Genomic DNA, 13835 nt, shown 5'->3' on the forward strand with positions numbered 1-13835 from the left:
GGTGCGTGAGGGTCCCGTCGCGGTGACCGCGCCGGACCGGCCACCCGCGACCGGGCCGACAGTGGCTCTGGTCACGATCTTCGGGCCGGAACGTCGTGACAAGCGCTTTCCGCGCCGGGAGGGTTCCGGACGTCCGGTCACGAAGGGCGCAGACCGCGCTAGCTTTGCGCGGTGCGCGGGTATCGGATCGGCATCCTCGGGCGGATCGAGGTGAGCATCGACGGGGTGGCCGTGTCGCTCGCCCCGCTGGAGCGGGCACTCGTCGCGAGCCTGGCGGCCCACCACGGACGCATCGTCTCCGTCGACCGCCTGATCGACGGGCTCTGGCCGTACGATCCGCCCACGGGGGCGCGCAACCGGGTCCAGGCGGTCGTCGCCTCGGTCCGCCGCGGCGCGAAGCCGGAGCTGATCCTCACCCGCTCGCCCGGCTACCAGCTGAACCCCGTGGCGGTCGTCGACTCGGCGGAGTTCGCCGCCGAGGTAGGGGCCGCCGCGGCCACCGCCGATGCCCGCCGCGCCGTGGAGCTGCTCGACCGGGCGCTGGCGCGCTGGCGCGACGACGCGTTCGTCGACGTCGGGTCGCGGCTCGTCGAGTACGAGCGCGATCGGCTTCGTGAGCTGCGCGAGCACGCGACAGAGCTGCGCGCCGAGGCACTGCTCTCGCTCGGCCTGCACCGGGAACTCGTGCCGGAGCTGACCACGCTGGTCCGCGACCGACCCCTGCGGGAGCGGCTGCGCGGCCAGCTGATGGTGGCCCTGCACCGCAGCGGCCGACAGGCGGAGGCGCTCGCCGTGTACCGGGCCGGGGTCCGGGTGCTGGCGGAGGAGCACGGCATCGACCCGGGGCCGGAGCTGCGGCAACTGCACCGGGAGATCCTCGGCAGCGAGCAGGAGACGCCCCCGCGGGGGTGGGTGCGCCCCAACCAGCTTCCCGGAGTCACCGGTGACTTCGTCGGGCGGGACAAGGAGCTGGGGCTGCTGCTGTCGTTGCTGGGGCGCACCCCGACGGTCGCCGGGGTCGCCCAGGTGATCGTCGTGACCGGGCTCGCGGGAACGGGCAAGACCACGCTGGCGCTGCGCGCGGCCCATGAGAGCCGGCACCGCTTCCCCGGGGGGTGCCTCTACGCGGACCTGCGCGGCAACACCCCGGAACCGGCGCAGCCCGGCACGGTGCTCGGCGCGTTCCTGCGCGCCCTCGGCGTGGCCGGCGAGGCCATCCCGGCGGCAGCCGAGGAGCGTGCGGCGCTGTACCGCTCCGTGCTCGCCGACCAGACCTTGCTGGTGATGTTGGACAGCGCGGCGGACGCGGCGCAGGTGCGTCCGCTGCTGCCGCCTGGCGGCAGCGCTGTCGTCACGAGCACGGGGGCGCTGCCGGGGCTGGCGGGCGCCGAGGTCGTCCCGCTCGACGTGCTGCCGATCGACGACGGCCTGGACCTGCTGGCCGGGCTCGCCGGCGGCGAACGAATCGACCGGGAGGCCGGGGCCGCCGCCGACGTCGTGGAGTTGTGCGGTCGCCTGCCGCTGGCGTTGCGAATCGCTGGCGTGCGGCTGGCCGAGCGGGAGGCGATGACCGTGGCGCGGTTGCGCGAGCGGCTGCGCGACGAGCGACGCCGCCTCGACGAACTCTCCCTCGACGGGCTCGACGTGCGCAGCAGCTTCACCGTCGGGTTCGAGCGGTTGCCGCAGCCCGCCGCGCGGCTGCTCGCGGTGCTCAGCCGCACGTCGCTGCGCAGCTTCGGCATGTGGGACGAGACCACGGAGCCGCTGCTGGAGCAGCTGTGCCGGGCCCACCTGCTGACCGACGACGCCAGCGGCCGGGTACGCATGCACGACCTGGTCAGGCTCGTCGCCCGGGAACGCACCGAGGTCCCCGTCGACGAGGTCGTCGCCTGGTACGCACGGCTGCACGCGTACGCCGAGCGGGCCGACGCGTCGCTGCCCTGCGGGGCTCTGCCGGTGGCCGACGCGGGGCCGGCGCTCGACGCCTGGGAGGCCGTCGACTGGTTCGAGGCGGAGCGGGAGAACCTGGTCGCGGCGGTGCAGGACCTGCTGCGGCTGGGCGCCGTCGACCTAGCGGGGCGGTTGGCCTGCACGATGGGCAACTTCGCGACGATGCGCAGCCAACACCTGCCCGAACTGGTCGACTGTCTGCGCGCCGTGCTCGACCACCATGCCGAGCTGCCGTCGGCGACCCGGATGTCGCTGCGGCTGCACCTGGGCACGGCGTACCGGTCGCTGAACCGGCACGCCGAAGCCGTGCCGCTGCTGCGCGCGGCGCAGCGGGCCGGCCGCGGGCGGTGGGTGGTGCACCGCCTCGTCGCCCTGCAGGGCTACTCGCTGTGCTGCCGCCACCTCGGTAGGTTGCGGGAGGCGGACGCCGCACTGCTGGTGATGGTGCGGCTGTGCGCCACGCACTGGCCGGTCGGCCGCGTCGGTGGGCACGTGCTGTTGGCCCTCGGCATGCAGCAGGGGCAGTACCGGCTCACCTCCCCGTTCGCCTTGGAGGCCTGCGCCGCGGCCCTGCGGGTCTTCGTCGACGACGGCGACCTGTGGGGCGAGGCGCTCGCGCGGGAGACCATCGGGCTGCTGCACCGGCACGCCGAGCAGTGGCCGCCAGCCGTGGAGCAGCTTCGGCAGGCGGTGGCCGCCGCGCGCCGGCTCGGCGACCGGATGAGCATGACCACGGCCGAGCAGGCGCTGGCCGCGACGCACCTCGCGGCCGGCGACGGCGAGGCGGCACGGCGGCTGCTGCGGCGTACGGTGCTGGCGTTCCACGAGCTGCGTCACGAGTGGGGCGAGGCGATCTCCCGGCGGCTGCTCGGCAAGGCGCACCTCGAGGAGGGCGACGCGGACCGGGCGGTGGTGGAGTTGGAGAGCTCGGTGGCGATGCTGCGCGGCGTCGGGCAGCCGTTCCCGCTGGCGAACTCGCTGCACCTGCTCGCGCGGGCGCAGGCCACCCTCGGCAGGCACGACCGGGCCGTCGCGCTGGGCGAGGAGGCGCTGCACATCTTCGAGCACTTCGACTCCGCGTACGCCGACGACCTGCGCGAATCGCTGACGCGTTGGCGGAGCGCAGCCGGCGCGCAGTAGGAGCGCAGGGCGCGCGCAGCGGCACCCAGCACAGTGATGGCAGTCACCCACCAAGGAGGTCTGCCATGACCAAGCTCATCAACCGCGTCGGCGACGCGATGCTCAGCAAGGTGCTCGGCCGCGAGGTGGCCGGCGCCTGCGTGCCGGAGCACGGCCAGTCGTGCTGCGCGGTGTCCAACGGCTACTGCTCGGGCGGTTCGTACTTCCGCTACTACCGGCGGAGCACCCTGTCCTGCACCGGCGTGTGCTCGGTCACGACGTCGTCGCCGATCTGCTACACCAAGAAGGTCGGCGCCTGCTGACCTGGCTCATCCTCGGGGGCCGCGCCGTCGGCGCGGCCCCCACCCCCCGCTGACTCGCTGAGGAGTTTCCATGCCGGGTTTCGCCTACGCCGCCATCGCCGTGATCGGCGCTGTCGCCGTGCTCAACCTCGTCCTGACCCTGGCCCTCGCCCGGCGGCTCCGGGAGACGCAGACCGCCACCGCCCACGACGGCGGGGCCGCCCCCGAGGTGCTGCCCGCCCCGGGCCTGGAGGTCACCGGCTTCCCGCACGTCGACCTGACCGCCGGTCGGCGCACGGTGGTCATGCTGACCCCCACCTGTCCACCGTGCCAGACCATCCTGGACACCCTCACCGCGGACGCCCGGCGCTACCGCCACGACACCTTCGTGTTCATGATCGGCATGCCGGAGGACACGGTGGAGATGGCGCCCCGCCTGGCCGACTTCGACACGGCGACCATCAACGAGGACCAGGCCGAGAAGGAGTTCGGGGTCAAGGGCTTCCCCGCCGTGCTGTCGGTCGTCGACGGCGTCGTCGTCACCTCCAGCCACCAGCTACCGGTCCTGGCCTGAGACGTGGCCACGCTGCGAGCCGCCCTGCGACTGGGCTGCGCGGACCGCAGGGCGCTCGCCGCCACGGTCGCCCTCGTCGTCATCGGCGCGGCGCCCCCGATCGGCGTCGCGTGGTTCACCAAGCTGCTGTTTGACGAGGTCGGCGGGGGCCGCTCGGCCGACCCGTCGACCGCCACCTGGTACGCCGTGGCGATCGCCGTCCTGGGCGCGCTGGCGGCGATCGCCAGCCGGGTGTCCGGATACTTCACCACGGCCCTGCAGAACGCGATCACGATCGCCGCCGACGTGCGGCTGTACCGGAAACTGAACACCTTCGTCGGGCTGGGCCCGTTCGAGCAGCCGGCCCTGCGCGACCGGCTGGCGCTGGCCCAGCAGGCCGCCACCCAGGCGCCGTACGTGGTCGTCATGTTCGCGGTCGACGCGGCCCAGAACGTCGTCACCATCGGCGGCTTCGCCGTGATCCTGACGTCCCTCTGGCCGCCGGCCGGTCTGCTCCTGCTCGCCGTGGCGGTGCCCGACTTCCTCATCCAACTGCGACTGTCCCGGCGGACCGCGCGGGCCGTGGAGGAAAGCGCCAGCCTGTTCCGGGCCCGGTTCCTGTTCCAGACCGTGCTGACCGACCTGCGCGCCGCCCGGGAGGTGCGCCTCTACCACCTCGGCCGGTTCTTCCACGACCGGCTCATCCGCGCGGTGCGCTCGGCCGCCGGGATCGAGCTGGCCGCCGCCCGGCACACCACGACGGTGCAGGCGTGCTGGGCGTTGGCCGGCGCCGCGGTGACCCTCACCGCGACGGTGTTCGCGGTGAACGCCACGGTCCGTGGCCGGCTCAGCCTCGGCGACCTCACCCTCCTGCTGGCCGCGTTCGCCGCGGCGCACAGCGGCCTGGCCGGCATCGCCGCCCAGCTCGGCGAGGCCGGCGCCGCCATGCGGCTGTTCCGGCACTACGTCGCCGTCCTCGACAGCCCCACCGACCTGGTCGACGGGACCCTGCCGGCGCCGCCGCTGCGCACCGCGATCAGGTTCGAGGACGTGTGGTTCCGCTACGACGAGGACGGCCCCTGGGTCCTGCGGGGCGTCGACCTCACGATCACCGCCGGGCAGGCCGTCGGGCTCGTCGGACTCAACGGGGCCGGCAAGAGCACCCTGGTCAAGCTGCTCTGCCGGTTCTACGACCCGGACCGCGGCCGGATCACGTGGGACGGGGTGGACCTGCGCGAGCTGCGGATCGAGACGGTGCGCCGGCGGATGGGCGCGGTGTTCCAGGACTTCATGTGCTACGACCTCACCGCCGAGGAGAACGTCGGCATCGGCCGACTGCCGCACACGACCGAGCAGGTCGCCGAGGCCGCCGCGCGCGCCGAGATCCACGACCGCCTCCGCGCCCTCCCCCACGGGTACGCCACGCTGCTCAGCCGCACCTTCGCCGGCCAGGACGGCGAGCCCGGCGTGACGCTCTCCGGCGGGCAGTGGCAGCGGGTCGCGCTCGCCCGGTCCCTGATGCGCGCCGACGCCGACCTGCTCATCCTGGACGAACCCAGCTCCGGGCTCGACGCGGACGCCGAGACCCGCGTGCACGCCTCGCTGACCCGGATCCGCCACGGCCGCACCGGGCTGCTGATCTCCCACCGGCTCAGCACCCTGCGCGACGCGCGGCGCATCGTCGTGCTGGACGCCGGGCGCGTCGTCGAGTCGGGCACGCACGACGAGCTGATGGCGGCCGACGGTGAGTACGCCCGGCTCTTCCGCCTGCAGGCGGACGGCTATCAGCTGGCGGCGACATGACCGGCTGGCTGCGCCGCCGCTGGCGCCTGGTGGTGGTGAGCGGGCAGAGCATGGCGCCGACGCTGCGGGACGGCGACCGGCTCATCGTCCGCGTCGGCCGGGCGCCCGCCGTCGGTGACCTCGTCGTCTTCCGGGCCCGCGACGTCGTCCCCGCCGCGGACCTGACGTGGATGGTCAAACGGGTGCACCGGATCGAACCGGACGGCGCCGTCACGGTACGGGGCGACAACACCCACAGCCAGGACTCGCGGCATTTCGGCGCGGTGCCACCCGAGGCGGTCCTCGGCGTGGTCAGAGGGAGGCGATGACAGATGTACGTCGAGATCGGGTGCCGGGTGCTGCTCGGCACGGTCCTGCTGGCGGCGGCGGTCGGGAAGGTCTCCGGCCGCGACGCCTACCGCGAGTTCACGCGCTCCGTGCGCGACATGGGCTACCGGCCCGCCGGCCCGCTCGCCGCGGCCGTGGTCGCCACCGAGTTCACCGCCGTGGTCCTGCTGGCGGTGTTCCCGCTGGCCGGGTTCCTCGCCTCGGGCGCCCTGCTGCTCACCTTCACCGCCGCCATCGTCGCCAACCTGCGGCGCGGCGGCGGCACCTGCCGCTGCTTCGGCCGCACCACCGCGCCCCTGGGCCGGCACCACGTGTGGCGCAACGCGTTCCTCGTCGCCTGTGCCGTCGCCGGCGCGCTCGCGCCGGCCGGTGCGGTACGCCCCGGGGAGGCGGTCCTGGCCGGTGCCGCCGCGCTGGCCGTCGGCGTGCTGGTCGTCATGCTGGACGAGCTGCGCTACCTGTTCGGCGCCGCCAGCCGCACGTGACCTCGCAGGGGCCTCGGGCGTGGCCGCGGCGCGAGGTGCAGAGTGGCCCAACGGCCTGCTTGCCGAGTTGAAGGCGCGCGGCGCCGCCGGAGTGGGCGGCGCCGCGCACGACTCAGTGCCCGCCGAGGATCTGCTCGATGACCCAGCCCGCGATCGCGCGGGCCGTTCCAGCCGCAAGGCCGCGGACTGCGGCGAGCAGCAGCTGACACCTGGTGCTCGGGGTGTTGCCGGTATTGCTGGGCATGGGTGTCTCCCGTAGTCGGAGGAACAGGGAGCAAGCCGGCCGGCTGGCGTCTTCTGTTCTCCTCTTCGGGAGGTTTTCCGGTTGGGTTCTCTCCGCTACGGTTCACGTATGCGCAGGCCAGGCATGGCGATATTCGATCCAGTCCGGATCCGATCCGGAGCCGGCGCTGATGTTCAGGAACCGGCCGCGTGAAGATCGTCAGGGAGGCGCCGGCCGGGGTCGTCCGGTTCGCCGCGGAACTGCAAGCCCTGTACGACGGTGCCCGGCTACCGGGACGCCAGGTGCTGATCAGAGCGGCGGACGAGCAAGGGATCACGCTCAACGAGAAGACGCTGAGCGACTGGTTCCGCGGCAGGTCGGTGCCCCGCAGTGAGCCTGCCATCAAGTTTCTGATCGAGTACCTGCAGCCGATCGCTGAGCGCAGGGCTCAGCGCCCGCAACGCCTGTGGCCCTGGTGGCGGGAATTGCTTCAGGCCGCCCGGGCGGCGAATCGGCCGCAGGAGGCGGGACGGCCGCGGAGCCAGGTACTGGACACGCCCGTCCGACCGGCTGGCGCTGCGCCCTGGCCGCTGGTGCGTGACCGCACAGCCGTGGACATGGGTGTCCACCCGGCCGTGTTCCTGCCGCCATCGACGTCGCCGCTGACGCTATGGATGCAGGGCCAGCGCGAGCCGCAGCTGCCTCCGACCTATGTCACGCGGGAGCACGACGACGCGTTGCTGGGCACCTTGCGCGCGGCGGTGCAGCGAGAATCGGGTGCGGTCCTCGTGGTGGGGCGGTCGTGCACCGGCAAGTCACGCTCGGCGTGGGAGGCGGTGTCGCGAGAACTAGGCGACTGGTTTCTTGTGGATCTGCGCGACCGACGCCAGATCCAACGACTGAACGACGGGGACGAGCCGACTGGAGACTGCGTCCTATGGCTGGATAATCTGGATCTCACGGACAACCCTCCTCAGCTCGCCGAGACCGCCCTCGCGGTGCTCGACCAGCGCGGAGCGGTCGGACGGCGCATCGTTGTTGTCACCATGTGGCATCAGCCGGAGACCGAGTCGCCCCGGCAACTCCGGGAACTCGCCAGAAGGACTGGCGCTGTGGTGCACGTCAGTGAGGACTGGACCGGGGCGGAACTCGATGAAGCTGCCCGTCTCGCCGCCGCCGACCGGGTGCTGGCCGCCGCACTCCAGCAGACCGGCTTCAGCCCGTCGCAGATACTCGCGGGTGCCAAGTGGGCGCTCGGGCTGTGGCGTAACGCGCATGAGCGGCAGACGAGTGCCGTGCTGACCGCCGCGATCGATCTGGCTCGGCTCGGCATCGGCGTGCCGGGCGGCGCGCCGCTGACCCGTGACCTGCTAACGAGTTGTTCGGCGTGTTACCTCACACGGCCGCCGAGCACCGACGACTGGTTCGAGCCAGCGTTACGGAAGGCGACAACTCCGCTGGAAGACGCCGTGTGGGCGCTGGCGCCGCCGCTGCCCGGCGCTACCGGGTACCGGCTGTTCGATCCACTGCTGGATTACGCCCGCCTCCAGCGGCACTACGAGCCGCTCCCCGCAGGGGTGTGGACCGCGCTGGCAGAGGCCGACTTCGGCCGGGAAGAATTCAGCCGACTGGCGCAAGAGGCCCGCGATCGGCTCCTTTTCCCGCAGGCGTCGGCTTTCGCGCAGCGGGCGAAACAGGCTGAGTCCCGGCTGTCTGTGCCGCCACGCCAACCGCCCCGGGTTCTGCCGCCGCCTCCTCGAACACCTCCGTCGCCGCCAACGCCGACGCTGAAGTTCAACCTCAGCAGCCCGTCCCGGAACCGCGCGGACGCCCTACTCGAAGCCGACGACCTTGAGGGACTGCTGCACCACGCAATCAACTCGAACGACACCTACGTCCGGCGGCGGCTGGCCATGCTCTACGAACGGCGGGGCGATCGACGGGCCCTGCGAGAGTTGGCGACGTTCAGCCGGCGGGGTGCCCGGCACTGGGCGGCAATGCTGGCCCGCGAAGAAGACCCTGCTGAGCTGCTACGAGCGGTGGTGTGCGGCGACGGCTTCGCCCTCCGGGCGTTGCGAGACTGGCCGGTCGCCGGCCTCGACGATACGCAACGCGAAACCATCCTGCGCTTCGGCTTGACCCCGGAAGGCCGCCCGATACAGCGTAGGTAGAACTTTCCTCCTCGGCCAACTCTCGACAGGCGCCCTCAAACAGCGACAGATCCATGCATCGGAATGCTGCGGTGGCGGACGACGCACCCGCACTGCGATCGCGTAGGTTCGCAGGGATGGGAGGCGAGAAGATCACGGTGCGACCGGCAGTTCTGGCCGACGTCGGGTCGCTCGTACGGATGCGTGAGTCAAACGCTGAGGCGCATCTCGTCCTAGATCCGCAGGTCTACCGCATACCGGAGACGGAAGCGGTGGTGCGCCACTTCTCGGCGGTGCTGACCGAGGACACGACACGGCATGCCGTGTTGGTCGCGGAGGTCGCCGGCCGGCTGGTCGGCATGGTCGAGGTGGTACGCAACCCGGACCCGCCGGACCATCAGATCCTGCGGCCTGAGCCCTCGGCGCAGATCCACACGGTGGTAACGGATGAGGCGCGGAACCAAGGGATCGGTTCGATGTTGCTCGAGGCGGCGGAGGATTGGGCTGCGGCCCAAGGGATTGGCTATCTGTCCGCCGGGATCCATCACCGGAACGCTGGCGCCGTGCGGTTCTATGGTCGGCACGGGTATGCGGATTCGGGTCGACTCTTGGGTAGGAGGGTCACTGCATGACGCACCCTCATGGGCATGAGCGGACGTCGTCGGCCTGTGAAGCGGAGCCACGGTTCTGACGCTTCCGGGCACGCCGAAGAGTTCACCAAGCAGGAATCCCTGGTCAGAGGGTTGCAGGTGAGATTCGCCTCTCAGGTAACGGGATCCCGGCCGACGCCAGCACGGCAGGGCCCAGCGTGTCTTCGTGCTCGCCCTGGTCGTTCAGAAATGGTTCAGCCCGCCCGGCCACAACCCACCGCAGCTGGGTCGGCGAGGCGCCTGAACGTACTCCTCGTCGCCACGATCGACACGCAGGCGCCACCCGGGCAGACATCGCAACCACCGTGACCATGGACATCCTCGCCGGCCGTCATCTGCCCACCGCCGCCCACGCCGCCAGCCTGACCACCGTCCTCTCCTGCGAACCGGACACCCTGCGCCACCTCATCAGCGCGACCAGCAGCAGCACCGCCCTCGATGAAGACGAATACGACGAGCATCGCGGGCGGGGCGAGGCCGGCGTCCAAGGTGGATCCAAGGTCCGTTCACGGTCGACTCGGCACGGTGGTCCCAACGCCGAAACCGCCGGTGCTGGCTGCAGAGGCCGACCGGCAACGACGGCACCGACACCGTCGCCACCACGGCGACACGGACCTGGGAGGCTCCATGAAGCTACGGACCGTCCTGATGCCCGCCGCGGCCGTCGCGGCGACCCTCGTCATGGCTACCCCGGCGAGCGCCGCGCCGGCGTACGAGACGAACTACGCCGTACGTGGCACGCCGCCGTCGTCCGGCCTGTCCTGCAAGCCGGTCAGCGGGGTGATGCAGGCCTGCTTCGAGGCCTACGGCGACAAGTGGTGGTTGCGCCGGGACACCAACTCCTACAGCGGCGTGGGCATCGAGTGGGAGAACTACCGCAGCGGCTCGCTGTACCGATACGGCGAGTGCGTCAGCTACCTCCCGGTCGGCACCTGGGGGGTCTGCAACAAGGACTACTACGAGGACAGCAGCCTCTCCTGGTGGCCGTTCGCGGTCTAGCGGCCGGACGCCATCAGCGAGCTGACCTACGCGGCGCCGGTGCCCGGACGGCCTGTCCGTCCGGGCACCGGCGCTACGGTGCCTCGCCGAGCCGGTCGAGGTCGCCTCGGACCTGCTCGACAGCCGGATGGTCGAGCTGCTCCAGCAGGCTCAGCGCCGCCTCCAGGCAGCCCCGGGCGCCGTCGGGATCGCCGGCCGCCTGACGGGTCTCGGCCAGATGGCGCAGGATGTCTGCCTCGTTGAACCCTTCGTGGAACCCGCGGACCAGCTCCAGCGCGCGTTCGTAGCATCGGACGGCCTGCGCGTACTCCCCGAGGTGATGGTGGGCGAAGCCGAGACTGTCCCACGCGCCGGCCTCCGCGTTCGTGTCGCCGATCTCCTGGTGGACCGCAACCGCCTGGGTGCAGAAGGCCAGCGCCCGCCGGTGCTCGCCGAGCATCACGTGTAGCCAGCCGAGGTTGTTCAGCGCCATCGCCTGCCCGGGCCGATGGTCGAGGTGCTGGTAGAGCGTCAGGGCCTGCTGGTTGAAGTCGAGTGCCTCGGCCCAGTGGCCACGCTGGTGGCAGATCCAGCCCAGCCCTCGCGCGATGTCCGCCTGTCTGCCCTCGTCGCCCAGCTCACCGAAGAGCTCGAGCGCGCGCCGCTGATTGTCGTACGCGTCGTCGAGCAGCCCCAGTTGGGTGCCGGCGAGGCCCAGGCTGCGGTGGGCGTGTGCCTGCCGCAGGGGGTCGTGGAGTCGCCGGGCCGCATCCAGTGCCAACCGCTGGGTCTGCGCCCAGTCCCGCCAGTGACCCTGGTAGTCGAGGAAGGTCTCCAGCGTCCACGCCAGCTGCCAGGTGTGCTGGTCGAGCCCCTGCGTGGCGGTGTGCTCCACGGCGGCGAGCAGCATCGGGTGCTCGCGTGCGAACCAGGCCAGCGCCTCGTCCTGGCCGGTGAACTCCTCCGCTGTCTCCTCGGTCGACGCGGGATCCGCGACCACCGGCTCCCGTTGCGGGTCGAGCACCCGCGCGGCCCGCCGCGCGGTGTCCAGGTAGTGCTCGACGAGCCGGCGCAGGGCGGCGGCGAGCAGCTCCGGCGGCTGGTCGCGGTGCGCGCGGTCGGCGGCGTACAGGCGTACCAGGTCGTGGAGGCGGTAACGCTCCGGTCGGTGCTGCTGGACCAGGTGGTGGTCCTGCAACGTCTGCAACAGCAGTCGGGTCCGGGACGGCGACAGATCGGCCAGGCGCGCTGCCGCGGCGAGCCCGATCTCCGGCCCGGGAGCCAGCGCCAGCAGGAGGAACAGCCGGTTCGGTGCGGCGGCGAGGCGGTGCTGGGAAGCGGCGAACACCGCCCGGAGGTCGGCGGTCAGGTCGCCGGCGTTCAGCGCGTCGAGCCGGGTCGCCTCCTCGCGCAGTTCCCTGGTCACCGCGTCGAGCGGCAGGTCCGGCTGCATCACCGCCCGTGCGGCGATGATGCTCAGCGCCAGCGGCAGCCCGCCACAGCGCCGGACGATCTCCCGCAGACTGTCCGCCTCGGCGTCCGTCCGGCCTCGGCTGAGCAGCCGGGCCAGCAGCTCGTGGGCTTCCTCGCCGTCGAGGACGTCCAACCCTAACCACCGCGCGCCGTGGTTGGTGATCAGCCCGCCGAGCCGTACCCGGCTGGTGATCAGCACGACACAGCCGGGACCACCCGGTAGCAGCGGCACCACCTGCTCCATGCCGTGCGCGTTGTCGAGCAGGATCAGCATCTTCCGGCCGGCTACCAGGCTGCGGTAGAGCGCGGCGCGGGCGTCCAGGTCCGCCGGGACCGAGGCGGCCGGCAGCCGCAACCCGTCGAGGAACCCGCGCAGCGCGACCTCGGGGGCCATCGGGCCGGCCGGGTCGAAGCCGCGCAGGTTCACGTACAGCTGGCCGTCCGGGAAGCTGGTCAGGTTGTCGTGGGCCCAACGCAGCGCGAGAGAGGTCTTGCCGACGCCGCCGGGCCCGCCGACGGCGCACATCGCCACCGTCTGGTCGGCACCGTCGCGGACGGACAGCACCCGGGTCAGCTCCGCCAGTTCGCGGGCGCGGCCAGCGAAGTAGGGCGGCGGCGCAGGTAGTTGGCGGGGAACAGTCGCCTCACCGGCCGCGATCGCACCGGCTGGCTCCCGCAGCTCCGTGTCGCCCTTGAGGACGTCCGTGTGCAGCCGTTGCAGCTCCGGCGTCGGGTCGACACCGAGGGAGTCGGCGAGACGCCACCGCAGCCGGTCGTACTGGTCGAGCGCTTCCGCCTGTAGACCGGAGCGGCTCAGCGCGAGCATCAGTTGACCGACGAGCCGCTCGTCGAGTGGGTGATCCTCGACGCGCGCCATCAGATAGGGCGCCAGCGCGGCGTGCTGACCGTGGCGCAGAGCCAGGTCCGTCCGGTCCCGGTCGACGGCGACCCGGTCGCGCTCCCAGGCGGTCCGCAGGCTGTTCGCCCAGGGGGTGTCCAGCGGGGTGAGCGGGTCGCCGCGCCAGAGGTTCAGCGACTCCTCGAAGATTCGTAGGGCCTGACCGGCGTCCGGCGTCGCCCGGGCCAGCCCCGCCAGTTGGTAAAACCGGTGCAGGTCCACCGAGGCGGCGTCGGCGGCGAGGAGGTAGCCACCGGACTGGCGGATGATCTGGATGTCGTCGGCAAGCGTGAGGCAGGTGCGCAGCCTGGACAGGTAGCTGTAGAGCGTGGCCTGGGCCCCCGCCGGGGCGAGCTCGCCCCACACCCGGTTGATGAGTTGTCCGACCTGGACGACCTGGTTGACATCGACGAGCAGCGCGGCCAGAACGCAGCGCTGACGGACGTGCCCCACGTCGAGCGGCTGGCCGTCCACCCGTGCCTGGAGATCACCGAGCAGGCCGAATTCTGTGGGCATCAACACCGTTCCTCACCCGGACGCAGCGTCCGGAGGCCGCGTCAGCCGGAGCGATTCAAGCTTGTTCAAGGATTGTCCAAGGTTGATGAGCTACGCGGCGTCCCCGGTCCACGGCTCGGGACGTGGGTTGACCCCGTCAGGGTGTCTGGTCAGGCCGATGGTCGTGGCGGGACGGGTGAGGTCGGCGGGGGTGGGGCCGGCGCGGAGGATGGCGGTGAGCAGGGTGAGCCGCACCTCGGTTCGGACGGCCCCTGGACCGGCCCGGGCCCACGCGGTACCACGATCGAGGTCGACGTGCGGGGTCACCCGGCAGGCATCGGCCAGGCGCCCTACCGCGACGGAACCGACTTCGTCTCCACCCCCTTCTGTCAGTGACGCTGGGTCAGAGAGAACGCGATGGCCGCATCA

The 13835-nt window shown here is 72.1% G+C and carries 11 protein-coding genes; 9 read left to right on the plus strand and 2 right to left on the minus strand.

The features are described from left to right. Nucleotides 1–171 precede the first annotated feature (171 nt). The 6 genes from EV382_RS14120 (at nt 172) to EV382_RS14145 (ending at nt 6539) form a co-directional block, all read left to right on the plus strand. Nucleotides 172–3090, plus strand: coding sequence for an AfsR/SARP family transcriptional regulator (locus EV382_RS14120; RefSeq protein ID WP_130402189.1), 2919 nt, complete (start codon nt 172–174; stop codon nt 3088–3090). 65 nt (nt 3091–3155) lie between these two features. Next, the gene (locus tag EV382_RS14125) at nt 3156–3392 is read left to right on the plus strand and encodes a hypothetical protein (protein ID WP_130402191.1); all 237 of its coding nucleotides are present in this window, start codon (nt 3156–3158) and stop codon (nt 3390–3392) included. Nucleotides 3393–3462: 70 nt separating this feature from the next. Continuing rightward, nucleotides 3463–3945, plus strand: coding sequence for a thioredoxin domain-containing protein (locus tag EV382_RS14130; protein WP_130402193.1), 483 nt, complete (start codon nt 3463–3465; stop codon nt 3943–3945). 3 nt (nt 3946–3948) lie between these two features. Then, nucleotides 3949–5727, plus strand: a complete 1779-nt coding sequence (locus EV382_RS14135) for an ABC transporter ATP-binding protein (RefSeq protein ID WP_130402195.1) — start codon at nt 3949–3951, stop codon at nt 5725–5727. Next, complete coding sequence (locus EV382_RS14140) at nt 5724–6035, plus strand: S24/S26 family peptidase (protein ID WP_130402197.1); 312 nt, start codon at nt 5724–5726, stop codon at nt 6033–6035. The genes EV382_RS14135 and EV382_RS14140 overlap by 4 nt, the downstream gene beginning before the upstream one ends. A gap of 3 nt (nt 6036–6038) precedes the next feature. Continuing rightward, entirely contained in the window at nt 6039–6539 is a 501-nt protein-coding gene (locus EV382_RS14145; protein ID WP_130402200.1) for a MauE/DoxX family redox-associated membrane protein, read from the plus strand. Between the two features lie 112 nt (nt 6540–6651). Here EV382_RS14145 and EV382_RS33805 read toward each other — a convergent pair whose 3' ends face one another. Then, nucleotides 6652–6783 (minus strand): hypothetical protein, encoded by a 132-nt coding sequence (locus tag EV382_RS33805; RefSeq protein ID WP_279636471.1) that lies wholly within the window; start codon nt 6781–6783, stop codon nt 6652–6654. 188 nt (nt 6784–6971) lie between these two features. Between EV382_RS33805 and EV382_RS14150 the strand changes: the two genes are divergently transcribed. From EV382_RS14150 to EV382_RS14160, 3 genes are all read left to right on the plus strand, one after another. Beyond that, a complete protein-coding gene (locus EV382_RS14150) occupies nt 6972–8933 on the plus strand; it encodes a hypothetical protein (RefSeq protein ID WP_130402202.1) in 1962 nt (653 codons plus the stop codon). A 116-nt stretch (nt 8934–9049) separates the two neighbouring features. Then, nucleotides 9050–9544 carry a GNAT family N-acetyltransferase gene (locus EV382_RS14155; protein WP_165435790.1) on the plus strand — a complete coding sequence of 165 codons (495 nt, stop codon included), beginning with the start codon at nt 9050–9052 and terminating at the stop codon, nt 9542–9544. Between the two features lie 645 nt (nt 9545–10189). Beyond that, nucleotides 10190–10561, plus strand: a complete 372-nt coding sequence (locus EV382_RS14160; protein ID WP_130402206.1) for a hypothetical protein — start codon at nt 10190–10192, stop codon at nt 10559–10561. A gap of 73 nt (nt 10562–10634) precedes the next feature. On the opposite strand, the gene EV382_RS14165 is transcribed toward EV382_RS14160, so the two are convergent. Then, nucleotides 10635–13427, minus strand: coding sequence for an AfsR/SARP family transcriptional regulator (locus EV382_RS14165; RefSeq protein WP_130402208.1), 2793 nt, complete (start codon nt 13425–13427; stop codon nt 10635–10637). Nucleotides 13428–13835 lie beyond the last annotated feature (408 nt).

The organism is Micromonospora violae (assembly GCF_004217135.1).
GTDB lineage: Bacteria > Actinomycetota > Actinomycetes > Mycobacteriales > Micromonosporaceae > Micromonospora > Micromonospora violae.